The sequence below is a fragment of the Streptomyces sp. NPDC090108 genome, assembly GCF_044747185.1.
Classification (GTDB): domain Bacteria; phylum Actinomycetota; class Actinomycetes; order Streptomycetales; family Streptomycetaceae; genus Streptomyces.
Map to the genome: position 1 here is coordinate 362,014 of NZ_JBIVDQ010000008.1, position 24,490 is coordinate 386,503.

Below are 24,490 nucleotides of genomic sequence, written 5' to 3' on the forward strand. Positions count from 1 at the left end.
AGGCGGCGTACGGGGTGTGCCGTGATCGACGGGGGCAGGCGCAATTGGGACAAGCGTCCGTTCCCCCGGTTCACATGCGCCCCGGAGATACGCATGCCACGCTTCACCTTTCCCATTTTCCAAAGCAGCGTCAAGGCCGTTGCAGGAGCGATGTCCGATGGGGTGGCGTTTGCGGGGAATTGAAGCCTGTGAGTGTGACGTAAAACCCAGACATACGGCAACTGCCGCCACATGGGCGGCAGTTGTCATATCGACAAAATTACTTCTCTTGCTGCTTGCGCCAGCGAATACCGGCCTCCAGGAACCCGTCGATCTCACCGTCGAGCACGGCCTGGGGGTTGCCGACCTCGAACTCGGTGCGCAGGTCCTTGACCATCTGGTACGGGTGCAGCACGTAGGAACGCATCTGGTTGCCCCAGGAGCTTCCGCCGTCGCCCTTGAGGGCGTCCATCCTGGCCCGCTCCTCCTGGCGCTGCCGCTCCAGCAGCTTGGCCTGGAGGACGTTCATGGCCGTGGCCTTGTTCTGGATCTGGGAGCGCTCGTTCTGGCAGGAGACCACGATGCCGGTGGGCAGGTGGGTGAGGCGGACCGCGGAGTCCGTCGTGTTCACGCCCTGGCCGCCGGGGCCCGAGGAACGGTAGACGTCGATGCGCAGGTCCGACTCGTCGATCTCGACGTGGTCGGTCTGCTCCACGACCGGGAGCACCTCGACGCCCGCGAAGGACGTCTGGCGGCGGCCCTGGTTGTCGAAGGGCGAGATGCGCACCAGGCGGTGCGTGCCCTGCTCGACCGAGAGCGTGCCGTAGGCGTAGGGGATCTGGACGGCGAAGGTGGTCGACTTGATGCCGGCCTCTTCCGCGTACGACGTCTCGTAGATCTCGGTCTTGTAGCCGTGCCGCTCGGCCCAGCGCAGGTACATGCGCTGCAGCTGCTCGGCGAAGTCGGCGGCGTCGACGCCGCCGGCCTCGGCGCGGATGTTGACGAGCGCCTCACGGGCGTCGTACTCGCCGGAGAGGAGGGTACGGACCTCCATCTCGTCCAGCGCCTTCTTCACGGCGACCAGTTCGGACTCGGCCTCGGCACGGGTGTCCGGGTCGTCCTCCTCCTCGGCCATCTCGAAGAGCACGGAGAGATCGTCGATCCGTCCGCGCAGCGCCTCCGCCTTCCTGACCTCGGCCTGGAGGTGGGAGAGCTTGCTGGTGATCTTCTGCGCCTCGTCCGGGTTGTCCCAGAGGGACGGCGCGGCCGCCTGCTCCTCGAGCACGGCGATGTCTGCCCTCAGCTTGTCGAGGTCCAGGACGGCCTCGATCGACTCCATGGTCGAGGAGAGGGACTTCAGCTCTTCGGATACATCGACGACTGCCACGCCTCCAGCGTAACGGCTCCGCCGGGTGCCGAGGTCCGGTGCCGGGCGCCGGCCCCCGCCCGCGGGCCCGCGCTCCCGGGGCCCGCGCTCCCGCCGCCGGCCGCCCACCGGCCCCTTCGCCGCCCTCGCGGCACCCCCGGAGGGACCGACGGACGGCCCGGCGGACGGGCCGTGGAGCAGACCGGCGGACGGCCCGGCCGGGGGCCCGGCGGAGGGGGCGGCGGACGCAGGCGGGGCGGGGTCCCGCGGAGGGCCGGCGGACGGGCCGTGGGGCAGACCGGCGAACGGCCCGGCCGGGGGCCAGGCGGAGGGGGCGGCGGACGCAGGCGGGGCGGGGGTCCCGCGGAGGGCCGGCGGACACAGACAGGGCGGGGGCCCGCGGAGGGGCGGCGGACGCGGGCCGGGCGGGGGGTGGGGGCGGTCAGGGGGCCGACGTGCTGGTGTGCGCGGGGCGGGGCGGCTCGTCGTCGCCGGAGGCGGCCCACGCCCCGAGTCCCACCGCGGCGAGCAGCAGCGCGCCCGCGACGCTCAGCGTGATCCTGCGGCGGCGGGCGGCGGCGCGGTGCCGGGCGGAACCGGCGCGGGGCGCCCCGGAGGGCCGCGGCACCCGGGCCGTGCCGTGGGCCCCGCCGGCCAGTTCGTCGGGCGCGGGAACCCGCATCGACGTGTGGGTGTCCCGGTTGGAGTCCGGCTTGGCGCCGGGCACCAGGGACACCGCGCCGCGCCGGCGCACCGGTTCCGCGGCGGGCGGCCGGGGCTCCTGGGGCGCGGGCGCCGGGTCGGCGCCCTCGGCCTCCGGCTCGTCCACGTCCAGCGGCGGCATCCCGGCCAGCAGGGGCAGCTGCTCCCGCAGCCGGGCCGCGAGTTCGGTGGCCCGCAGCCGGGAGGCCGGAGCCTTCGCCAGGCACTGCACGAGCAGCTGCCACAGCTCCTCGGGGATGCCGGGCAGCGGTACGACGGTCTCGGTGACGTGCCGCCGCAGCACCGCGCCCGGGTGGCCGCCGCCGAAGGGCGTGAAGCCGGCGAGCAGCTCGTACAGGACGGTGGCCAGCGCGTAGATGTCCACGGCGGCCCGCGGGGGCAGCCCCTCGACGATCTCGGGGGCGAGGTAGTCGGGAGTGCCGATGATCTTCGTGGCCCGGGTCCGCTTCGGCGCGTCGATCAGCTTGGCGACACCGAAGTCGGTGAGCAGCGCGGGATGGGCGCCGCCGGGGCCGAGCGGGCCCTGCATGTCGAGCAGGATGTTCTCGGGCTTGACGTCCCGGTGCACCACTCCGGCCGCGTGCGCGGCGGCGAGCGCGTCGGCGATGTGGGCGGCGACCGCCACGGCAGCCTCGGGCGCGAGGCGCCGCTCGCGCTCCAGCCGGGTGCGCAGGTCGGTACCGCGGACGAGGTCCATGACCAGCGCCAGGTCGTTGCCGTCGACGACCAGGTCGCGCACGGTGACGATGTGCGGGTGCTCCAGGCCGAGCAGCGCGGTGCGCTCCTGGACGAAGCGTCCGACGAGCTCCTGGTCGGACGCGAGGTCCTCCCGCAGGATCTTGATCGCGACGGGGCCGTCCGGCCCCTCGCCCAGCCACACCGTGCCGGCGCTGCCCCGCCCCAGGATCTGGTTCGCGGTGTACCGGCTGCCGATATTCCGTGCCAAGACTGCTCCTACAGACGCGTGTTGCCGATGCTGCGCCGCTGCCGGGGCGCAGACGTCGGCGGCTGTCGCCGCGGGCCCCCCGGGCCCCCGGCCGACGACCGACCAGGACTCCCGGTCGACAAAACTACGCGCCCTGCGGGCCAACCTTCACCGCGGAACGGCAAATCACCCGCGGGATGTCGACAAGTCGCCTGCCCGGTGGTCAGTTGGAGGCGTCGGAGGACTTGTTCAGGTTCTTGACCCAGTCACTCAACTGACCCGCCCAGTCGCTCAGCTGCTGCCAGTAGCCCTCGCCCTTGCCGACCCAGGTGTGCAGCGGGGTCAGGTCCCAGATCAGCCAGCTCGCGACGACCAGGATGACGATCGTGAACAGGCAGCCCTTCAGGCAGCCGAGTCCGGGGATCTTCATCGGGTTGGCGCTGCGCGGACGCGGCTCGCGGGGCGCGCGCGGCTCACGCGCGGGCCGCTGCGGCTGCTGGGGCGGCGCGTACTGCTCGGGCTGCGGCGTGGAGTAGCGCTGCGGCTGCTGCTGCTGCTGGGGGCGGCGGGCCTGGGGCTGCTGCGGGCGGGCCTGCGGGGCCGGCTGGGCCTGCCGCTGCGGGCGGGCGACCTGCCGCTGGGGCCGGTGGCGCAGCGGGTCCTCGCCCGGGTCGAGGTACTGGACCTGCGTCTGCTCGTTGCGGTCGCGGGCGGCGCGCAGCTGGGTCTGCCAGGGGTGCGGCTGGTCGGGCTGCTGCCCCGGCCACTCCTGGTCCTGGCCCGGCCGGCCCTGCACCGGCGGCATGACGGCGGTCGGGTCCGCGGCACCGGCACCGGCACCGGGGCCGGTGTGCGGCAGCACGCTGGTCGGGTCGCCGGCGCCGGAGGGTCCCGCGGTGTGCGGCAGGAAGCTGGTCGCCGCGTTCGGGTCGTGGTTGCCCCAGGACCCCTGCGGGCCGCCCGTGGGAAGCACCTGGGTGGGGTCGGCGGCACCGGGGACGCCCGGGACGGCGGCCGGGTCCGGGTCGGGCGCGAGCAGGGCGCCGACGCCCTCGGCCGCGGCGATCTGGGCGGCGTTCGCGTGCACGCCGACACCCTCGGCGACCACGCGCAGGGCGCGCGCGAGGCTCTCCGCGCCGGGCCGCTGCTCCGGGTTCTTGCGCAGGCAGCGCTCTATGACCGTCCACAGCGGGTCCGGGACGGTGGAGGGGCGGCGCGGCTCGGCGCTGAGGTGCTGGTGCAGCACCTCGAGGGCGGTGGCGCCGGCGAACGGCGGATGCCCGGTGACCAGCTCGTACAGCAGGATGCCGGCGCCGTAGATGTCGACGGCGGAGGTCTGCGGGCGGCCCTCGGCGGACTCGGGCGCGACGTAGGCGGGGGTGCCCACGAACTCCTGGGTGCGCGTCAGGCCCGGGGAGTCGGCGAGGCGGGCGATGCCGAAGTCGGTCAGCAGCGGGTGCATCCGGCCGTCGTACTGGGTCAGCAGCACGTTGGCGGGCTTCAGGTCGCGGTGGACGACGCCGTCGGCGTGGCTCGCGGCGAGCGCGTCGGCGACCTGCGCGGTGAGCAGCGCGGCGGCGACGGGCGAGAAGGGGCCGTTCTCGCGCAGGTAGCGGTGCAGGTCGGGGCCCTCGACGAGGTCCATGACCAGGGCCAGCAGATCGCCCTCGACGACCAGGTCGCGGACCCGGACGATGTTGGGGTGGGTGAGCCGGAGCAGGACGGAGCGCTCGCGCAGGAAGCGCATCACGATGTCCGGGTCGCTCGCCAGCTCCTCCTTGAGGACCTTGATCGCGACCGTCTCGCCCGGCTGGCCGGGCACGGCCGCCTCGGCGCCCGCGGTCTCCCTCTGGCGGGCACGCCAGACGGTGCCCGTGGCGCCGCGTCCGAGCGGCTCCTCGAGCAGGTACTTGCTGCCGACTGGCCGCACACGTGCTCCCTGCTGCTTCGTGGCTGCTTGCTTGGCTGCTCGCTCGCCTGTCTCCGGGTGTTCCGACCCACTGTAGTGCCGCCCCCCGGAGCACCACGTGGACGTTCCCGTCCATGTTCGAAGGAAAGACGCTCGCCTCGGTCTCCTGGTTGCCGGTTCCCGGACGTGACCGATCTCAACCGATCACCGTCGCGGCACCGGTCAGGCATTTTTGGGGGCAGAGCCGACCAATCAAGATCACTTGGTGCCCGGACCGGGGCGGACCGCCGGTGACAGGTGCAAGGATGCGTGCAGTACTGGCCGACGTGCTCGGGGCGGACCGGGGCAAGTCCGCGCCCGCGCAGAAGGGACCGCTGACGGCGATGCAGATCCGGCTGACCGTCGTAGACCCGCTGGGACCTTCCCCGCAGCGGAGCCGCGCCGTGAGCCGTGACGTGCTGGTCACGGCGCCCGTGGGCACGGACCTGGCCGCGGTGGCGCCGGCGCTGGCCGCGGCGGTCACCGCGGAGGGCGGCGCGGGCCGGGATCCCGGCGGCGCGCCGGTCGTCCTGTACGCGGGCACGGAGCGGCTCGACGGCCGGCACCGGACGCTGGGCGAGCCCCCGCTGGTCGACGGCGCCGTGCTGGCGCTGGGCGCCCCGGCGGCCCTCGAACCGCATCCCGAGCTGGACGACGCCCCGACCCAGCTGCACGTGGTCGCCGGCCCGGACGCCGGCGGCGTCCACCTGCTGCACGGCGGCCGCATCACCGTCGGCCGCTCCGCCGACGCCGACGTGCCGCTGGACGACCTCGACGTCTCCCGCCTGCACTGCGCCGTCACCGTCGAGCCCGACGGCCAGGTCACCGTCACCGATCTCGGTTCCACCAACGGCACGACCCTCGACGGCACCCGCGTCACCGGCCGGCCGCTCCGCTTCCCCGCGGGCGCCCTGCTGAGGATCGGCGAGTCCGCCCTGCGCGTGACGCCGTCCGGGGGACCCGCGGCCCGGGTGCGGACGGTGCCGGACGGCGAGGGACACGTCCGGGTGCCGCTCGGCGGCGGGAGCGCCGGTGCGCCCGGCGCGGGCGGCTCCGCCCGGGACGCCCACGCGCGCGGCGGGCACACGGATCAGGACACGGCGTACGGCCTGCGCGCCGAACCGGTCGCGGGCGCGGCCCACGGCGGCCCCGAAGGACCGACGCACCACGCGTACGGCACCTCGCCCTACGCCGCCTCCGGCGCGGGCGCCCAGGAGCACCGGCGCGAGGAGCGGGGGGCGGTGCCCGGACAGGCGGGGGCGCCGCGGATCGAGAGCCGTGAGCCGGACCCGCGGACGGCCTTCGCCGACCGGACCACGGGCGGCCGCGCCGGATGGCCGGCGGAGGTGCCCGCTCCCGCCGCGACCGCCCGGGTCTACGACCGGAACGCACCGGGTTCCGCGTCCCGCCGCGCGGACACGGACCGCCCGGGCACTTCCCGGGACGGCGGACGGCCGCAGACCGCCGCCAACGGCGGCGGCGGGTACCCGGGAGCGGGCCTCCCCCGCCCGGCGGCGGCACCGGCCGCCGAGACCTGGGGCCCCGGAGCCCCCGGCCCGGCCTACGGCAGGAAGCACGCGGACCACGCAGACCCCGCGGAAGCGGCCCCGTACACCCCGGGCGCGTCCGGCGGCCCGGCCCGGACCCCGGAGGCTCCCGGCCACGGCGCCGCACCCCGGGGAACCGGCCACCACGGCCCCTCCGGCGGCGACACCCACACGGGACTGCGGGGACCGGGGGACGCGGCCGGCGCGGCGGACGGCGGAGCCGCCGGTACGGCGGCGTACGGCGCGGTGCCGGACGGCGGCCCGCGCGCGGGCGGCCGCAAGGGCACGCCCGTCCGGGGCACCGACGCCCCCACGGGCACCCGGCGCCGGGGCGGCCTCGGCGCGTGGGCGCGCAGGCTGACCGGCGGACGCGCCGAGCAGGCTCCCGCCGGGCCGGACGCGTACGACGACATCACCGAGGCACCCGCGGCCCCGGTCACCGGCCTGCCCCCGCGGCCGGACACCTGGCCGGACCCCGCCGCCCTGCTGCTCACGGCGCTCGGCCCCGGGCCGCGTCTGTGGGAGCGCGGTCCGGGCCACCCGGAGGCGCTGACCGTACGGCTCGGCACGGCCGACCGGACCGCGCCGGACGGCTCCGGCCCGCTGCCCGCCGTACCGGTGACCGCCGCGCTGCGCGAGACCGGGGCCCTGGGCCTCGCCGGTCCGCGCCCCCGGCTGTCCGGGCTGGCCCGCGCGGTGCTGGCCCAGCTCGCCGCGCTGCACTCCCCCGACCTGCTGGAGATCGTGCTGATCAGCGCGGACGGTTCCCGTCCGGTCGAGGAGCGCACGGCCGAGTGGTCCTGGCTCGGCTGGCTGCCGCACGTCCGGCCGGCCCGCGGCCAGGACTGCCGCCTGCTGCTGGCCTACGACCGCGAACAGGCGGCGGCCCGCGTGGAGGAACTCCTGCGCCGGGTCGAGGACCACGCGACGGCGGGCCTCGGCACGGCCCGCCAGGCCCCGGCGCGGACCACCCCGGGTGCCCCTTCCCCCTCCCCTTCCGGCTACTCCTCCTCCTGGTCCCCCGGCTCCGCCGAACCGGCCGGCACCGGCGGCTGCCCGGGGCCGTACACCGTCGTGGTCCTGGACGGCGACCCCGGCGGGGCCGCGCTGCGGGAGTCCCTGGCGCGGCTGGCCGTCGCGGGACCGCGGGCCGGCGTGCACGTCGTGTGCCTCGCGGAGACAGCGGACGGTGCGCCCGGCACGGCCTCCGCCGGTTTCCCGGGCGCTCCGGTGCCGTCCGGCGCCGCGGCCTCCTCGGCCTCCTCGGCCTCCTCGGCCTCCTCTGATTTCCCCGCTTTCCCCATCTCCTCCGGTCCGTCGGTGGCGGAGGCGTACGAGGCGGCCTGCGCGGTCACGCCGACGTTCCGGCACTGCGGGGCGGTGGCGCTGCTCGGCGGCGACGTGGCGAGCGTGCTGCACCTGCTGCGGGTGGCGCCGACCGGCCCCGTCGGCACGGGCGCGCTCGCCGCCGTGGACGCGGTCTCCGCCGCGTGGGCGGAGCGGTTCGCGCGGGCGCTGGCGCCGCTGCGTCCCGACGGCCCCGGTGACCGGCACGCGCGCGCGGCCGTGCCGCTGCCCCGGTCGGCGCGTCTGCTGGACGAGCTGGGGCTGGCGCGGGCCACCCCGGCATCGCTGATGGCCCGCTGGGCGGACGCCGCCGACGACACGGAGTCGCTGGGCGGCCGGGCGCGGGCGGTGCTCGGCGCCGGACCGCGCGGCGCGCTCGGTGTGGACCTGGTGGCCGACGGCCCGCATCTGCTGATCGAGGGGCCGGCCGGCAGCGGCCGTACCGAACTGCTGCGGGCGGTGGTCGCCTCGCTGGCCGCCGCCGAACGGCCCGACCGGCTGGGCGTCGTCCTGATCGACGGCCGGGACGGCACCGGCACGGGGCGCGCCGACGGCCTGCGCGTGTGCACGGACATCCCCCATGTGACGACGCATCTCCTCGCCAACGACCCCGTGCGCATGCGGGAGTTCGCACAGGCGCTGAGCGCCGAGCTGAAGCGGCGCGGCGAGCTGGTGGGCCTCACGGACTTCACCCAGTGGCACACCGGGCGCGAGGTGTCGGGCCGTGTCGTCGCGCAGCGCACCCCCGGCGGGCGCGCGGCCGTTCCCGGGGCGGTCCCGGGGGCGGGCGACGGCGACATAGACACGCCGCCCAGTTCCACCCTGCGGCTGCGTCCGCGGGCCGCCGCCCGGCAGCGCACCGAGGCGGCGCCGCCGCTGCCCCGGCTCGTGGTGGTCGTGGACGACCTGGACGCGCTGGTCTCGCCCGCGCTGGGCTCGACGGGCCGGCCCGCCGCCGGTTCGGTGATGCGCGCGCTGGAGGCCGTGGCCCGGGAGGGCGAGCGGCTCGGCGTGCACCTGGTCGGGGCCTGCGGGCCGGGCGGCCGTACGGCGGAGACCGAACCGGCCCGGCAGGCCACCCTGCGGGTGACGCTGGACGCGCCGGTGCCGGGTCCGGAGGAACCGGCGCCCGGGCGGGGCACGCTGGTGTACCCGGACGGGCGGACCGCCGGGTTCCAGGGCGGCCGGGTGACGGGCCGTATCCCGCGCACCGCGACCCAGCGGCCCACCGTGCTGCCGCTGGAGTGGGAGCGCACGGGCGACCCGCCGGCCCGCCGGCCGGTGCGCGAGCTGGGCAACGGCCCCACCGACCTGGCACTGCTGGCGAGCGCGGTGCAGCGGGCGGCCCGGGAGGTGTCGGCGGCCGAGGTGCCCTCCCTGCTCTGACGGACACGCTGTCCGGACCCGTTACGCATACCGCCCCGATCACGAGCCGGTCACGATGACCCGTGGGACGGGGCAGGCGCTCTTGCCGCCCTCGCGGTGCCCGCGTAGACCGGAGCGCACGGAAGCAGTGTTCCGGCGTTCAACGGGCAACGACGAACGGGGAAGTGATGCGCAGCAGGAGCAGCACCATCCGGACAGACAGGGCCGTCGCGGCACTCGCCGCTCTGCTCGCGGGAGCCCTCGCGCTCACCGCCTGCTCCAGCGGCGACGACAAGAAGGCGAGCGGGGAGAGGAGCGACGGGAGCGGCGGTTCCTCCGTCACCCTGCCGAAGCTGGACGGCGCGAAGCTGGAGGTGGCCGCCGTCTGGACCGGCACCGAGCAGAAGAACTTCAAGCGGGTCCTCGCCGAGTTCGAGAAGCGCACCGGTGCGAAGGTGACGTTCGTGCCCGCGCAGGACCCGATCATCAACTTCCTGGGCTCGAAGGTCGCGGGCGGCCGGCCGCCGGACGTGGCGCTGCTGCCGCAGCCGGGCGCGATCAAGCAGGCCGTGGAGAAGAAGTGGGCCAAGCCGCTCGGCCCCGAGGCGCTGAAGGAGCTGGCGGAGAACTACTCCCAGGGCTGGCAGGACATCGGCAAGGTCGACGGCAAGAGCTACGGCGTCTACTACAAGGCCGCCAACAAGTCGCTGGTCTGGTACAACGCCAAGGTCTTCGAGAACGCGGGCGCCAAGGAACCGAAGACCTGGACGGAGCTGCTGAGCACCGCGCGGGCGGTGTACGACTCCGGGGTCACCCCGTTCTCGGTGGGCGGCGCCGACGGCTGGACGCTCACGGACTGGTTCGAGAACGTCTACCTCTCCCAGGCCGGCCCGGACAAGTACGACCAGCTCGCGCAGCACAAGCTCAAGTGGACCGACCCGTCGGTGAAGCAGGCGCTCACCACGCTGGCGCAGGTCTGGGGCCCGAAGGACTACGTGGCGGGCGGCGCGGACGGCGCGCTGCAGACCGAGTTCCCGGCCTCCGTCACCCAGACCTTCACCGGAGGCGACCAGCCGAAGGCGGGCATGGTCTACGAGGGCGACTTCGCGCAGGTCAACATCGGCGACACCAAGGCGCGGGTGGGCACGGACGCGAAGGTCTTCCCGTTCCCGGCGGTGGGCACGGCCGCGCCCGTGGTGTCCGGCGGTGACGCGGCGGTGATCCTGAAGGACTCCAAGGCGGCGCAGGCGCTGGTCACCTTCCTCGCCTCCCCCGACGCGGCGTCCGTCCAGGCGAAGCTGGGCGGCTATCTCTCGCCGAACAAGAACGTGCCGGTCTCGGCCTATCCGAACGAGGTGCAGCGGACGATCGCCAGGGCGCTGATCTCCTCCGGCGACGACTTCCGCTTCGACATGTCCGACCAGGCCCCGCAGGCCTTCGGCGGCACCCCGGGCAAGGGCGAGTGGAAGGATCTCCAGGACTTCCTGAAGAACCCGAAGGACGTGGCGGGCGCCCAGCGGCAGCTGGAGAAGGACGCGGCGGCCGCGTACGGAAGCGGGAGCTGATCCGGCGATGGCGTCGGCAGCGGCGGCCGGGCCCGCACCGGGCCCCGCCGCACCCCGCAAGCGCCGCGGGAGCGTGACCGGCACGCGCGGGACGGCGGCAGTCCTCTTCCTGCTGCCGGCCCTGGTCCTGCTCGGCGCGCTCGTGGTCTACCCGATCGGGTACTCGCTGGTCCGCAGCTTCACCGGCGACTCCGGCCACGGGTTCGCCGGACTCGGCAACTACCGGGCGCTGTTCGAGGACGACGGCATCCGCACCGCCCTCAAGAACAACGTCATCTGGGTGGTGTTCGCCCCGACGGTCTCCACCGCGCTCGGCCTGGTCTTCGCGGTGCTGACCGAACGAGTGCGCTGGGGAACGGCGTTCAAGCTGATCGTCTTCATGCCGATGGCGATCTCGATGCTGGCGGCCGGGATCATCTTCCGGCTGGTGTACGACCAGGACCCGGACAAGGGGGTCGCCAACGCGGTGTGGGTGGGCGTGCACGACACGTTCGCGCAGGCGTCGGCGTTCCCGAAGGCGCACCCCGGCCGCGAGTCGCCGCTCGCACCCGACCGGGGCGGCTTCCTCACCAAGGACGCCGTCCACGCCGGGCGCCCCGTCGCCCTGCCGCTCGTCGGCGTGGCCCCCGGCCAGCTGCCGGACGGAGCGCGGAGGGCGGTGGCCGCCCGGCCGGAGCCGGGGAAGGTCACCGGCACGGCCTGGCAGGACTTCACCCGCGGCAAGGGCGTCGGCAGGCTCGGCGCGCCCGACCCCGCCGAGCTGGGCTATGCCGGGATGCGGATCGAGGCGGTGAAGGACGGCCGGGTGGTGGCCTCCACGAAGGCGGCGGGCGACGGCACCTTCACCCTGCCCGCCGCCGCCGACGGGGCCAGACTGCGCCTGCCGGCGGGCAACTTCACCGAGCCGTACAACGGCGTGGACTGGCTCGGCCCGGCACTGATCACCCCGGCGGTCATCGGGTCGTACGTGTGGATGTGGGCGGGCTTCGCCATGGTGCTGATCGCGGCCGGGCTCGCGGGCGTGCCCCGGGAGCTGCTGGAGGCCGCGCGGGTGGACGGGGCGACCGAGTGGCAGGTGTTCCGCAAGATCACCGTGCCGCTGCTGGCGCCGGTCCTCGCGGTCGTCACCGTCACGCTGATGATCAACGTGCTGAAGGTGTTCGACCTCGTCTACATCATCGCCCCGGGCTCCTCCCAGGACGACGGGAACGTGCTGGCCCTGGAGCTGTACCGCAAGGGGTTCGCGGAGGGCAGGCCAGGCGTCGCGAGCGCGATCGCGGTGTTCCTGCTGCTCCTGGTGATCCCGGTGATGCTGTTCAACATGCGCAGGCTCAGGCGGGAGGTACGGCGATGACGGCGACCGCCGAAAGCACCGGCGGGGCGACGGCGGCCCGCGCGGCGGGGCCGGCCCGGACCTCGCTCGCGTCGAGGATCACCGGGCGGCTGGGCGGCGGACTGGTCCGCTTCCTCCTCGTCCTGGTCGCCCTGTTCTGGCTGGTGCCGACCTTCGGGCTGCTCCTGTCCTCGCTGCGCTCGCCGCAGGACATGAGCGCGAGCGGCTGGTGGACGGTGCTGCGCGAACCGTCGCGGCTGACCTTCGGCAGCTACCGCAGGCTGCTGGAGAACGGCGACATCACCCACTCGCTGCTGAACACCGTGCTGATCACGGTTCCGGCGACCGTCCTGGTCGTGGTGATCGGCTCGCTGGCGGGGTACGCGTTCGCGTGGATGGAGTTCCCGGGCCGGGACTGGTGGTTCCTCGGCGTGGTCAGCCTGCTCGTGGTGCCGGTGCAGGTGGCGCTCATCCCGATCGCCGAACTGTTCGGGAAGATCGGCCTGTTCGGGTCGATCCCGGGGGTGATCCTGTTCCACGTCGGCTTCGGACTGCCGTTCGCGGTGTTCCTGCTGCGGAACTTCTTCGCGGAGATCCCCCGCGAGCTGCTGGAGGCGGCCAGGCTGGACGGCGCGGGCGAACTGCGCCTGTTCGCACGGGTGGTGATGCCGCTCGGCGGGCCCGCGATCGCGAGCCTCGGCATCTTCCAGTTCCTGTGGGTGTGGAACGACCTGCTGGTCGCGCTGGTGTTCTCGGGCTCCGGCTCGCAGCCGGTCACGGTCGCCCTGCAGACCCAGGTACGGCAGTTCGGCAACAACATCGACGTGCTCGCGCCCGGCGCGTTCCTGTCGATGGTGATCCCGCTGGCCGTGTTCTTCGCCTTCCAGCGGCAGTTCGTGTCCGGGGTGATGGCGGGCGCGGTCAAGTAGCCGCGCAAAGGCGGCACTTCACGGGGGCGGGCCTTCTCGGGCCCGCCCCTTCCCGTTCACCGGGAATCCCCCACATGACGTACGGAACCGTAACCAAGTCGCTCCGTCGGCCGTTGCCGGGCAGAACGCCCGCGCCGACCGACCCATGGAAGTCCCTTGCCCAGGTTCAGTGTCATCGTCCCCGCGTACAAGGTCCAGGCGTATCTGTCCGAGTGCCTGGACTCGGTGCTCGGGCAGTCGTACTCCGATCTCGAACTGATCGCCGTGAACGACTGCTCCCCGGACGCGTGCGGGGAGCTGATCGACGCGTACGCGGCCCGCGACGCGCGCGTGAAGGCCGTGCACCTCACCGAGAACCAGGGGCTCGGCCCGGCCCGCAACGCCGGGACGGCCCGCGCGACGGGCGACTACCTGGTCTTCCTGGACAGCGACGACACCCTCGCCCCGGACGCGCTGCGCGCCATGGCCGACCGGATCAAGGAGACCGGTGATCCGGACGTCCTGGTCTACGACTACGCGCGCGCCTACTGGGACGGCCGGGAGATCCGCAACCAGGTCACCGCGCCGATGACCGAGCGGGGACCCGCGCCGTTCCGGCTGGCGGACCGGCCGGAACTGCTGCGGGTGCTGATGGTCGCCTGGAACAAGGCCTGCCGCCGCGAGTTCGTCCAGCACCACGGCTTCACCTTCCCGCCGGGCTACTACGAGGACACCCCGTGGACCTTCCCGGTGCTGATGGCGGCGGAGTCGATCGCCACGCTGGACCGGGTGTGCGTGCGCTACCGGCAGCGCAGGCAGGGCAACATCCTCGGCACCACCAGCCGCCGGCACTTCGACATCTTCGCGCAGTACGACCGGGTGTTCGCCTACGTCGGCGAGCGGCCCCAGCTCGCCGGCTGGCGGCCGGAGCTGTTCCGCCGCATGATCGACCACTACGTCACGGTGTACACCCGCCGGGACCGGCTGCCGCGCGCGAGCCGCGCGGAGTTCCTGCGCGGGGCCCGCGCCCACTACCGGCTGCACCGCGACCCCGGAAAGGTCCTGCCGCCGCGCTCACGGCTGCGGCACCTTCTGGTGCGGCACGGGATGCACCGCACCTTCGGCGCACTGCGCCTGGCCGCGGCCGTCCGCCGGACCGCGCCGAAGCCGGCCGCGCGGCTCGCCCGGGCCCTCGGGGCGGCCGCGCTGCGGCTGCACTACCGGGTGCAGCTGTGCCTGCCGCTGCGCGCCGACCGCGCGCTGTTCGGGGTGCGCGGGGACCGGGGGCACGGCGGCGACCCGGGCGCGCTGGAGGAGGCGTTCCGCGCGCACGCCCCGCACATCCGCACCGCCTGGACCGTCCGCCCCGGCCACGCGGACGCCGTCCCGCCCGGCGGCCCGCGCCCGCTGCGCCGGGCCTCGGCCGCCTACTGGACGGCACTGGCCCGCTCCAAGTACCTCGTGCACAACGGCGAGTTCGACCCGGCACTGCGCAAGCGCCGGGGCCAGATCCTCGTGCAGACCCGGGAGGGCACCCCGCTCGGGTGCGCGGGGCTGGACCTCCAGGACCGCCCGGCGGCGGCCCGGGACACCGACTTCGCGGCGCTGATGCGGGGCGTCGACCAGTGGGACTACGTGCTGTCCGGCAACCGGCACTCCACCCTGACCTGGGAACGGGTCTGGCCCGGCCGCTACACCACGCTGGAGTACGGGCACCCGCGCAACGACCTTTTCCAGCGGGCCACTTCCGCGGACGTGACCCGGCTGCGCGCGTCGCTGGGCGTCCCGGCGGGCTCGGTCGCGATCCTGTACGCGCCCGCCCACCGCGACCACCGCCGCGTCCAGCGCCCGGTGCTGGACCTGGAGCGCGTCCTGCGCCGGCTCGGCCCGCGCTTCGTGGTCCTGGCCCGTTCCCTCCCCGGCCAGGAGGGCTCCCTCGGTTCCGGCGCCCGGATCATCGACGTCGGCGCCCACCCGAGCGTGGAGTCCCTGTGCCTGGCCTCCGACGTGCTGCTCACCGACTATTCGTCGCTGATGTTCGACTACGCCGACCTGGACCGGCCGATCGTGGTGCACACCGAGGACTGGGAGGCCGTCCAGGCGGCCCGGGGCACCTACTTCGACCTGCGCGCCTTCCCGCCGGGCGCGGTCGCGCGCACCGAGGACGAGCTCATCGACATCTTCGCCACCGGCCACTGGCGCGGCTCCCGGTCCAGCCAGCTGCGGGCGGCATTCCGGGAGCGGTTCTGCCCGTGGGACGACGGACGCGCCGCCGAACGCGTCGTACGGCATCTGCTGGCGGGCCGGGCCGAGGGGCTGCCCGAGGTCGTCCCGCTCGCCGGGCGGCGGCCGGTGCCGTCGGCGGCCGCCGCCTCCGGGCGCTCGCCGCTCGCCACCGTGCCGCAACCTTCCGGTCCCCTCCCCGTCACCGGGGGCCGCTGAACACCGTTGGACCTACCGGGAGTTCCCATGCCCCTCAGCTCGACGCGGCCCACGCCGACCAGGCCCTCCACCTGGCGTCCCGCAGGGCGGCCCGGCCGCGTCCGCACGACAGAAAGAGCAGAATGCCCCGCTTCAGCATCATCGTCCCGTCCCACGGGGTCGCCGGCCGGCTCTCCGAGGCGCTGGACTCGGTCCTCTCCCAGTCCTTCGGCGACCTGGAGCTGATCCCGGTCTGCGACACCCCCGACGACGACGGCCCTCCCGGACCGGGTCCGGCCGGGGGGACGGGGGAGGCGGCCCGGGTGGCCGCCGGATACGCCGCGCGCGACTGCCGGGTGACCCCGGCCGGCTCGCCGCCGTCCGCCGGGCCGGGCGGGGCCCGCAACGCCGGGCTGCGGGCGGCGACCGGCGCGTACGTGCTGTTCCTCGACGGCGACGACCTGCTGCTGCCCGGGGCGCTCGCGGCGCTGGACGCGCGGCTGACCGAGACGGCCGGGGTGGACGTGCTCTACACCGAGCACGAGCGGACCCCCTGGTGGGAGGGCGAGCCCGGCAACCCCGCGGCCCCGCTGCTGGCCGGGGCACCGAAGGGGGCGTTCGCCCCCGGTGACGCCCCGGAGCTGACCGGCGTGCTGTTCCCGGCGTGGAGCGCCGTCTACCGCCGCACCTTCCTGGCCGAACACGAACTCGTCTTCCCCGACGGCCACTTCACCGACCTCGGGTGGGGCGGCCTGACCACGATCGCCGCCCGGCGACTCGCGGTGCTGCGCCGGCCCGTCGTACGGCACCGGCTGCGCCGCCAGGGCAGCAGGCTCAACCTGCCGGGCCCGCACCAGCACGCCCTGCTGGACCAGGCCGAGCTGGTGCTGACCCGGGCGGCCGAGAGCGGGCTGCCGGAGCCGCGCGTGCGGGCCCTGTTCGAGCAGCTGTGCGCGCACGTGCTGCGCACGGCGTCCCGGCCGGAGCGGCTGGCCGGCGGACACCGGGCGTTCTTCCGCCGGGCCGGGCGCCTGTACCGCAGGCACCGCCCCGCCGGTTACACCCCGCCGGGCGGCAGCCTCGGCGTGCAGCACCGGCTGCTGGCCACGGGCGCGTACACGGCGTTCCGCGCGCTGCGCGGCACCAACCAGGCGGCGGCCGGCGCGCTGGAGCGCCTCCCGCGTCCGCGCATGCTGCGCACCCGGCTGCGCTACGCCCGTGACCTGCGCCGCCCGCTCGATCCCCACCTGGCGGTGTTCTGCGCCTACTGGGGCCGCGGCTACGCCTGCAACCCGGCCGCGATCCACGCCAAGGCCCGCGAACTCGCCCCGCACATCCGCTCGGTGTTCCTGGTGGAGGCAGGCCAGGAGCACACCGTGCCGGCGGACGTCGAGCACGCGGTGATCGGCTCGCGCCGCGCCTGGGAATTGCTGGCCCGCGCCACCTACCTGATCAACAACGCCAACTTCGCGGAGGGCGTCGTCAAGCGCGCCGGGAGCGTGCACGTGCAGACCCAGCACGGCACCCCGCTGAAGACGATGGGCGTGGACCAGTCGACGTACCCGGTGGTGGCCGCGCGGTCCGGGAGCTTCACCAGGCTGCTGGGCCGGGTGGACCGGTGGGACTTCAACCTCTCCTCCAACCGGCACTCCACCCAGATGTGGGAGCGCGCCTTCCCCGGCTCCTACGAGCATCTGGAGTACGGCTATCCGCGCAACGACGTCTACTGCACGGCGACCGCCGACGACGTGGCCCGGATCCGGCGGGAGCTGGGCGTGCCCGAGGGCAGCACGGCCGTCCTGTACGCCCCCACGCACCGCGACCACCGCACCGGCTTCGAGTCCGGCCTGGACCTGGAGGCGTTCTGCGAGGCGGCCGGCGAGGACGTGGTCGTGCTGCTGCGCGCGCACTACTTCTACGACGGGGGCGCCGCGCGCCACCCGGGCCGGGCGGGGCGGATCCTCGACGTGTCCTCGCACCGTTCCTCGGAGGACGTGTGCCTGGCGGCGGACGTCCTGGTCACCGACTACTCCTCCATCATGTTCGACTACGCCAACCTCGACCGGCCGATCGTCGTGTACGCCGACGACTGGGAGGTCTACCGGGAGACGCGGGGCGTCTACTTCGACCTGATGGCCGAGCCGCCGGGGCCGGTCGCCCGCACGCCCGGGGAGCTGGCCGCCGTGTTCCGCGACGGCGCCCACACGGGCCCGGAGTCCACGGCGCTGCGGGCCGCGTTCCGGGAGCGGTTCTGCGAGTTCGACGACGGGCGGGCCGCCGAGCGCGTCGTACGGCGGGTGCTGCTCGGCGAACCGGCGGAGCAGGTCCCGCCGGTGATCCCGCTCGCGGAGCGCCGCCCCGCCCCCGCCGCCGCGACCCTCGTGAGGAGCTGATCCGCCGTGCCCCGCTTCAGTGTCATCGTCCCCTGTTTCAAGGTGCAGGGCTTCCTGCGCGAATGCCTCGACTCGGTGCTGTCACAGTCCTTCGGCGACCTGGAGGTGATCGCCGTCGACGACTGCTCCCCGGACGGCTGCGGCGCGATCCTCGACGAGTACGCCGGGCGCGATCCGCGGGTGCGGGTGCTGCACCTGCCGAAGAACGTGGGGCTCGGCCGCGCCCGCAACGCGGGGATGCCCCTGGCCACCGGCGACTACCTGTTCTTCCTGGACAGCGACGACACGCTCACCCCGGGCGCGCTGGAGGCCATGGCCGACCGGCTCGCGGAGAGCGCCGACCCGGACGTGCTGGTCTTCGACTACGCCCGCACCTACTGGTGGGGCGGCACCCGGCGCAACGTCCTCGCGCACGTGCTCTCGGAGGCCACCGCCGCGGGTGTCTTCACGGCCGCCGGGCGGCCGGAGATCCTGGACCTGCTGATGGTGGTGTGGAACAAGGTCTACCGGCGTGACTTCGTCGCCGGACACGGCTTCACGTTCCCGCCCGGGTACTACGAGGACACCCCCTGGACGTTCCCCGTGATGCTCAGCGCGGGCCGGATCGCGGCCATGGACCGGATCTGCCTGAACTACCGGCAGCGCAGGCAGGGCAACATCCTGTCCACCACCAGCCGCAAGCACTTCGACATCCACGACCAGTACGAGCGGGTCTTCGCCTTCGTCGACGGACGCGAGGAACTGCACGCCTGGCGGCCGTACCTGCACCGCAAGGCGGCCGAGCACTGCCTGGACATCCTGAGCAAGCCGGACCGGCTGCCGCCCGCGGACAAGCGGGAGTTCTTCCGCCGTACCGCGGAGCTGCTGCGCGGGCACCGGCCCGAGGGCGGCCGCGCGGGCGGGGCGGGCACGCTGCCCGTGGGCGGTTACGCCGGCCACCTGCTGCGGCGGCAGGCGGAGCGGGCGGCCCGGGAGGCGGCCGGGCGGGCGGGGCAGGCGCGGGCGGCCGTGGGCGCACGGGCCCGGCGCGGCTGGGCGGGACTGCACGCGCGGCGCCCGCTGGATCCGGAGCTGGTGGTGTACTCGGCGTCCTCGCACCGGGGTCTGCTCGGCGACCCGGCGGCCGTCCACCGCAAGGCGGCGGAGATCGCCCCGCACCTGCGCGGGGTGTGGGTGGTCCGGGACGCGGAGACCGCGGCGGGGCTGCCGCCCGGGACCGAGTCCGTGGTCGTCGGGTCGCGGCGCTACCTGGAGGTCACCGCGCGGGCGAAGTTCTTCGTCAACGACGTCAACTGGCCCGGTTCGCTGGCCAAGCGGCCCGGCAGTGTGCACATCCACACCCACCAGGGCACCCCGCTGAAGTACATGGGCGCCGATCTGCTGGACAAGCCGGGCGCGCGGCTCGGCTTCGACGTGCCGCAGATGCTGCGCCGGGCCGACCGCTGGGACCACAGCCTGGTCGCCAACCGCCACTCGGAGCTGGTGTGGGAGCGGGCCTACCCCTGCCACTTCGTCTCGGCGCGCACCGGCAGCCCGCGCAACGACGTGCTGGTCCGCGCGGCCGGTGACGGCACGGCGGGCGGGGCGGCCGGGCCGGCCGGATCCTCAGGGTTCTCCGGGGGCGACGCGGGGGACGGCGGGTTCAGGCGACGGCACGGGATCCCGGCGGACCACACGGTGGTGCTGTACGCGCCGACCCGGCGGGACTACCGGCGGGGCGGGCACGTGGACCGGCTCGACGTCGCCGCGTTCGCGGCGGCTCTGGGCGAGGGGCACACGCTGGTGGTCCGGCTGCATCCGACGCTCGCGACCGGTCCGGCGCGCGGGATGGGCCTGGCCGAGCTGGCGCGGCGCGGGATCGTGGTCGACGCGACGGACGAACCGCGGACGGAGGAGGTGCTGCTCGCCGCCGACGCCCTGGTCACCGACTATTCGTCGCTGATGTTCGACTACGCCAACCTGGACCGGCCGATCGTGGTGCACGCCGACGACTGGGCCGCGTTCACCGCGAGCCGGGGCGCCTATCTGGACGTGACCGCCGAGGCGCCCGGTCATGTCTCGCGCTCCGCGGAGGAGCTGGCCGGGCTGTTCGCGTCCGGCGCGTGGCGGGACGCGGAGTCGGCCCGGCTGCGGGCGGGGTTCCGGGCCCGGTTCTGCGAGTTCGACGACGGTCTGGCCGCCGAGCGGGTCGTACGGACCCTGCTGCTGGGCGAGGCGATGACGGAGCCCGCGTCGCTGCGGATCCCCGGTCCGTCCGTGGGCGGTGACGTGCTGACGCCGACGGGGCGGTGACCTTCCGGCCGCCGCCCCGTGATGGTCCGCCGGCCATCACGGGGCAGCGGTGCGGGGGTCCGCCGCTGACGGCGGGGGCGGTGACGCGCGCGGCCCCGAGGAGGCGCGGCCGCGGGTGTCACCGGCCCTTCCCGCGGACTACTCGACGACGAGGTCGACCTCGATGTTGCCGCGGGTGGCGTTGGAGTAGGGGCACACCTGGTGGGCGGTCTCGACCAGCTTGCGGCCGGTCTCCTGGTCCACGGTGTCGGGCAGCTCGACGCGCAGCGTCACCTTCAGGCCGAAGCCCTCGCCCTGCTTGCCTATGCCGACCTCGGCGGTGACGGCGGCGTCGCTGACGTCCACCTGCGCCTGGCGGCCGACGAGGCCGAGGGCGCTGCCGAAGCAGGCGGCGTAACCGGCGGCGAAGAGCTGCTCGGGGTTGGTGCCCTCGCCGTTGCCGCCGAGCTCGCGCGGCATGGCCAGGGCCAGGTCGATCCTGCCGTCGGAGGAGACGGCACGGCCCTCACGGCCGTGGGTGGCGGTGGCGACGGCGGTGTAGAGCGCGTCCATGGAAACCATCCCTCTCGGAAAATTCGTGACGTTCCGGCGGCCCCGGTGCGGTGCCGCCCTCACGACCACGAGTAGAGCACACAATTAAGTTGTGCACAACTTAATGGCCCGCACGAGCTACCCTGGAGCCATGACCGCCTCGCCGACTCCCTCGCCCGCGACCCCCGTCCCCACTGTCCACCCCGCGACGCCCGCGGCACCGGCGGACGGCGTCCCCGCCGGCGCGGAGTGGCTGCGCCTGGACCGCCAGATCTGCTTCTCCCTGCACGCCGCGTCCCGCGCCTTCAACGGCGTCTACCGCGTGGTGCTCAAGGACCTCGGGCTCACCTACCCCCAGTACCTGGTCATGCTGGTGCTGTGGGAGCGGGGCGACCTGCCGGTCAAGAGCCTCGGCGAGCATCTGCGCCTGGACTCCGGCACGCTCTCCCCGCTGGTCAAGCGGCTGGAGGCGGCCGGCCTGGTGAGCCGAGAACGCAGCACGCGGGACGAGCGGTCGGTGTCGGTACGGCTCACCGCGCAGGGCACCGCGCTGCGCGAGCGGGCGCTGGAGGTGCCGCGCCGCATCGCGGCGGCGACCGGGTTCGGCCTGGAGGAGGCCCGCGAGCTGCGCGAGCGCCTCGACCGGCTCACGGGCGCGCTGGACGCGGCGGCCCTGGAGGAGACCCCGGGCTGCAACTGAGTACGGCCGCCCGGGGACCGGGGGCCTGGTCGAGTGCGGCCGCCCCGGGGGCCAGGAGCTTGGTCGAGTGCGGCCGCCCGGGAGCCGGGGGCCTGGTCCTACGGCCGGACCCCGGGCGCTCCCGCGGACGCGCTCCGGGGCTCGCGGACGTAGAGCCGGACGGTCATGTCCCCGCTGACGGACTCCCGCACGGGGACGAACCTCCGTGCGAGGAGGTCGAGTTTGGCGCGCTCGACAGGACTGCCGGTGCGACGGCGCCCGGTGAGCAGGTTCCGGTCCGCCACGACCCACACCCGGTCGAACCCCGCCATGCGCTCCCGCAGGGCGGCGGCACCGGTCTCGCGGCCGTACAGGGTGCCCGACGCGGGTCCCGGCACCGCCAGCGCCACGTCCCGGGCGCCGCGGAACGGCCCGGGATAGGTGAGGGCCACGTTCCGCTCGGTCGCGGGCAGGAAGAGCACCGCCTCCCCGGGGGCCGTGGGGTGCGCGGCGGCGCGGGCGACGGCGGCGAGGTCGTCGGGCCGGTGCGCGGGCACCCGGTCCGCGCTCAGCAGGGGGAACTGGTGGACGGCGGCGAACACCACCAGGGCGGCACCGGACGCCGTCACGACGGGTGCGGGCAACCGGACGCGCGGACGCGCCAGGACCCGCGCCACGCGGTCGGCGCCCGCCGCCACCAGCAGCGGCGCCCCCGACAGGGCGTACAGCACGTACCGGTCGACGTAGAGCGGCGACAGCTGCGAGGCCAGCATCAGCACGGCCGGCGGCAGCACGGCCAGCGGCAGGCAGACCCCGGCACAGGTCAACCCGCCGCGGCGCGCGACGAGTCCCGCGAGGCCCACCGCGGCGAGCGCGAGGCACGTCCGGTACACGCCGTCCGTGGGCCCGAGGAACGTGCGCAGCAGCCCCTGCGCCGTCGCGGCCGTCGGCGGCCGCAGCCAGGCCAGCTGGGCCGACTGGGCGTGGGAGACGAGGGCCATCGGCAGCAGCGCGAGGACGACGGCGCCCGCCGCGCACCCCCAGCTCCGCCACACCGCGGCGCCGGCCCGGGCCAGCGCCAGCGAGGCGGCGTGGGCGAGCAGCAGCAGGACGGCGAACTCGTGCAGCCAGCAGGTGAGTCCGAGGACGGCGCCGTAGACCCGCCAGGAGCCGTCCTCCCGCGCGGCCCGTACGAACAGCAGGGTCGCCGCGGTGGCGCCGGCCGCGACCAGGGCGTAGGAACGGCCCTCCTGGGCGTAGTGGCCGGCCATCGGCGAGACCGCGTACAGCAGTCCGGCCCACAGACCGGCACGCGGGCGGATCAGCCGGGCGCCGAGTTCGGCGACCAGGCCCGCGGTCAGCGCGGCCGCGCACACCGAGGGCAGCCTGAGGACGACCTCGCCGGGGTGCAGGGGCAGCACGGCGTGCATGAGGAGGTAGTACAGGCCGTGCACGGCGTCCACGTCGTGCAGCAGCCGCCAGATCTGCGGCACCGTGCGGCGCGCGACCTGGAAGGTGACGGCCTCGTCCCGCCACATCCCGCCGCGGTCGAGCCCCCAGAGCCCGGACCCGAGCATCACCAGCGCGGGCACGCACACGACCGCCGCCCGCCGGAGCCGGGCCGGCAGGCGGCCCGGCGTCCACGGCCGGCCGCCCGGTGCCCGGCGCCTCGTTCCGTCCGCCGCGGGGGGCGGCGCGACGGCCGTTGTTCCGGCCGCCCGACGCGACCGCGCTCTCACTGGAGGCCCGACGTTCACCATGGCCCGATCTTTTGCGATTAGCCAATCTTTTCCGCTGATTGACGGCGTATCGGCGGGGATACACCATCCGCGCGGATTAGGCTGCCATGCGATGAACCGCCTCCGTGACATCCCCGGCCCGGTCCTCGCCCTCACCGCCGCCTGGCTCGCCACCCGCGCGCTGATGCTGTGGCTGCTCGTGCACTCCGGCGTGCGCCTGCTCGGCGGGGGCGCGGTGACGCGCGAGGTGTGGCGGCTGTACTTCCGCTGGTACGGCGAGCTGTCGCACGGTTCGTTCCCGGTGCACGACACCACCTGGCAGTACCCGCCGGGCGCGGGCGCGGTGCTGCTGGCGCCGGGGCTGCTGCCGTGGCTGACGTACTTCCAGGCGTTCGTGGTGCTGACGCTGGCCGCCGACGTCCTGATCACGGCGGCGCTGGCCCTCGCGGGCCGGCGGCCCGGCCGGAGCCTGCGGGGCGCCACCCTGTGGACGGGCGGCCTGCCGCTGCTGCTGCACCTGCCGCTCGCGCGCTACGACGTCCAGGTCACCGCGCTCGCCGTGCTCTGCCTGCTCACCGTGCGGCGCTTCCCCCGGGTGTGCGGGGCGCTCGGGGCGCTGGGCGCCGTTGTGAAGGTGTGGCCGGGGCTGGCGCTGCTGGGCACCCCGCCCGGGCGGACGACCCGGAAGGCGTGGCTGTGGGCGACGGCCGCCGCCGCGGCCTCCCTCGCCGTACCGGCCGTCGCGCTGGACAACCCCTTCGGCTTCCTGCGGGAGCAGGGCGACCGGGGGGTGCAGCTCGAATCGCTCGGCGGCACGGCGCTCAACCTGGCGCGGCACGCCGGGTGGCCGGGGCGGACCCGCTACCAGTACGGCGCCGTCGAGCTGGTGGGACCGTACGTGCACACCGTCGCCGCCGTCTCCCTGGCGCTCACCGCGGCCGCGTTCGGGCTGCTGGTGCTGTGGCGGGCGCGGGCGCGGCACTGGAGCCCGGCCACGCCGTACGACGCCGCGCTGACCGCGGTGCTGCTGTTCACCGTCACCAGCCGGGTCATCAGCCCCCAGTACATGGTCTGGCTGCTCGGTCTCGCCGCCGTCTGCCTGACCTCGCGGCACACCCGCCAGCGCCCGGTGGCCGTCCTGGTCCTGGCGGCGAGCGCGCTGAGCACCGTGGTCTACCCGATGTGCTACCACCAGGTCGTCACCGGCACCTGGACCGGCTGCCTGCTGATCCTGGCGCGCAACGCGCTGCTGACGGCGGCGGCCGTGCTCGCCTTCGTCCGGCTGTGGCGCAGCACGCGGCGGCCCGTCGCGGCGGCGCCGCCCGTGGCCCTGCCCCGGCCCGACGCGGTCCGGGTCCCGGACCCCGCGCTGAGCGCCTCCTGACGGCACCCGCGCACCACACCGCCCCGCTCCCCCGCTCCCGGCCCG

Annotated in this window: 14 protein-coding genes; 9 read left to right on the forward strand and 5 right to left on the reverse strand. The window is 75.1% G+C overall.

All coding sequences use genetic code 11. The features are described 5' to 3' along the window. Nucleotides 1-259: 259 nt before the first annotated feature. The 3 genes from prfB to ACIPRD_RS27995 form a co-directional block, all read right to left on the reverse strand. Nucleotides 260-1,366 (reverse strand): peptide chain release factor 2, encoded by a 1,107-nt coding sequence (gene prfB / locus ACIPRD_RS27985; protein WP_356396610.1) that lies wholly within the window; start codon nucleotides 1,364-1,366, stop codon nucleotides 260-262. A 421-nt stretch (nucleotides 1,367-1,787) separates the two neighbouring features. Next, nucleotides 1,788-3,014 (reverse strand): serine/threonine-protein kinase, encoded by a 1,227-nt coding sequence (locus ACIPRD_RS27990; protein WP_356396607.1) that lies wholly within the window; start codon nucleotides 3,012-3,014, stop codon nucleotides 1,788-1,790. A gap of 202 nt (nucleotides 3,015-3,216) precedes the next feature. After that, nucleotides 3,217-4,923 (reverse strand): serine/threonine-protein kinase, encoded by a 1,707-nt coding sequence (locus ACIPRD_RS27995; RefSeq protein WP_401566948.1) that lies wholly within the window; start codon nucleotides 4,921-4,923, stop codon nucleotides 3,217-3,219. 362 nt (nucleotides 4,924-5,285) lie between these two features. Between ACIPRD_RS27995 and ACIPRD_RS28000 the strand changes: the two genes are divergently transcribed. The 7 genes from ACIPRD_RS28000 to ACIPRD_RS28030 all read left to right on the forward strand — a co-directional run bounded on the left by ACIPRD_RS28000 (nucleotide 5,286) and on the right by ACIPRD_RS28030 (nucleotide 20,112). Then, complete coding sequence (locus ACIPRD_RS28000; RefSeq protein ID WP_401567064.1) at nucleotides 5,286-9,221, forward strand: FHA domain-containing protein; 3,936 nt, start codon at nucleotides 5,286-5,288, stop codon at nucleotides 9,219-9,221. Nucleotides 9,222-9,388: 167 nt separating this feature from the next. After that, nucleotides 9,389-10,765: an ABC transporter substrate-binding protein gene (locus ACIPRD_RS28005; RefSeq protein ID WP_401566950.1), complete on the forward strand. Its 1,377-nt coding sequence runs from the start codon at nucleotides 9,389-9,391 to the stop codon at nucleotides 10,763-10,765. A gap of 7 nt (nucleotides 10,766-10,772) precedes the next feature. Beyond that, nucleotides 10,773-12,119: a carbohydrate ABC transporter permease gene (locus ACIPRD_RS28010; RefSeq protein ID WP_401566953.1), complete on the forward strand. Its 1,347-nt coding sequence runs from the start codon at nucleotides 10,773-10,775 to the stop codon at nucleotides 12,117-12,119. Further along, the gene (locus tag ACIPRD_RS28015; protein WP_356396598.1) at nucleotides 12,116-13,027 is read left to right on the forward strand and encodes a carbohydrate ABC transporter permease; all 912 of its coding nucleotides are present in this window, start codon (nucleotides 12,116-12,118) and stop codon (nucleotides 13,025-13,027) included. The genes ACIPRD_RS28010 and ACIPRD_RS28015 overlap by 4 nt, the downstream gene beginning before the upstream one ends. Before the next feature lie 156 nt (nucleotides 13,028-13,183). After that, nucleotides 13,184-15,448 carry a CDP-glycerol glycerophosphotransferase family protein gene (locus ACIPRD_RS28020; RefSeq protein WP_401566955.1) on the forward strand — a complete coding sequence of 755 codons (2,265 nt, stop codon included), beginning with the start codon at nucleotides 13,184-13,186 and terminating at the stop codon, nucleotides 15,446-15,448. Nucleotides 15,449-15,570: 122 nt separating this feature from the next. After that, nucleotides 15,571-17,820, forward strand: coding sequence for a CDP-glycerol glycerophosphotransferase family protein (locus tag ACIPRD_RS28025; RefSeq protein WP_401566958.1), 2,250 nt, complete (start codon nucleotides 15,571-15,573; stop codon nucleotides 17,818-17,820). A 6-nt stretch (nucleotides 17,821-17,826) separates the two neighbouring features. Beyond that, nucleotides 17,827-20,112, forward strand: a complete 2,286-nt coding sequence (locus ACIPRD_RS28030) for a CDP-glycerol glycerophosphotransferase family protein (protein WP_401566961.1) — start codon at nucleotides 17,827-17,829, stop codon at nucleotides 20,110-20,112. A gap of 138 nt (nucleotides 20,113-20,250) precedes the next feature. On the opposite strand, the gene ACIPRD_RS28035 is transcribed toward ACIPRD_RS28030, so the two are convergent. Further along, entirely contained in the window at nucleotides 20,251-20,664 is a 414-nt protein-coding gene (locus tag ACIPRD_RS28035; RefSeq protein WP_356396586.1) for an organic hydroperoxide resistance protein, read from the reverse strand. Between the two features lie 130 nt (nucleotides 20,665-20,794). Here ACIPRD_RS28035 and ACIPRD_RS28040 point away from each other — a divergent pair, with 130 nt between their 5' ends. After that, complete coding sequence (locus ACIPRD_RS28040) at nucleotides 20,795-21,343, forward strand: MarR family winged helix-turn-helix transcriptional regulator (RefSeq protein WP_401566964.1); 549 nt, start codon at nucleotides 20,795-20,797, stop codon at nucleotides 21,341-21,343. A 98-nt stretch (nucleotides 21,344-21,441) separates the two neighbouring features. Here the strand turns inward: ACIPRD_RS28040 and ACIPRD_RS28045 are convergent, their stop codons facing one another. After that, on the reverse strand, nucleotides 21,442-22,914 hold the full coding sequence (locus tag ACIPRD_RS28045) for a glycosyltransferase family 39 protein (RefSeq protein ID WP_401566967.1): 1,473 nt from the start codon (nucleotides 22,912-22,914) through the stop codon (nucleotides 21,442-21,444). 259 nt (nucleotides 22,915-23,173) lie between these two features. Here ACIPRD_RS28045 and ACIPRD_RS28050 point away from each other — a divergent pair, with 259 nt between their 5' ends. Next, a complete protein-coding gene (locus ACIPRD_RS28050) occupies nucleotides 23,174-24,445 on the forward strand; it encodes a glycosyltransferase 87 family protein (protein ID WP_401566969.1) in 1,272 nt (423 codons plus the stop codon). Nucleotides 24,446-24,490 lie beyond the last annotated feature (45 nt).

Coding starts and splice junctions, on each gene's coding strand:
- ACIPRD_RS28000 (WP_401567064.1), top strand. CDS start 5,286: ATGCAGATCCGGCTGACCGTCGTAGACCCGCTGGGACCTTCCCCGCAG.
- ACIPRD_RS28005 (WP_401566950.1), top strand. CDS start 9,389: ATGCGCAGCAGGAGCAGCACCATCCGGACAGACAGGGCCGTCGCGGCA.
- ACIPRD_RS28010 (WP_401566953.1), top strand. CDS start 10,773: ATGGCGTCGGCAGCGGCGGCCGGGCCCGCACCGGGCCCCGCCGCACCC.
- ACIPRD_RS28015 (WP_356396598.1), top strand. CDS start 12,116: ATGACGGCGACCGCCGAAAGCACCGGCGGGGCGACGGCGGCCCGCGCG.
- ACIPRD_RS28025 (WP_401566958.1), top strand. CDS start 15,571: ATGCCCCGCTTCAGCATCATCGTCCCGTCCCACGGGGTCGCCGGCCGG.
- ACIPRD_RS28035 (WP_356396586.1), bottom strand. CDS start 20,664: ATGGACGCGCTCTACACCGCCGTCGCCACCGCCACCCACGGCCGTGAG.
- ACIPRD_RS28040 (WP_401566964.1), top strand. CDS start 20,795: ATGACCGCCTCGCCGACTCCCTCGCCCGCGACCCCCGTCCCCACTGTC.
- ACIPRD_RS28050 (WP_401566969.1), top strand. CDS start 23,174: ATGAACCGCCTCCGTGACATCCCCGGCCCGGTCCTCGCCCTCACCGCC.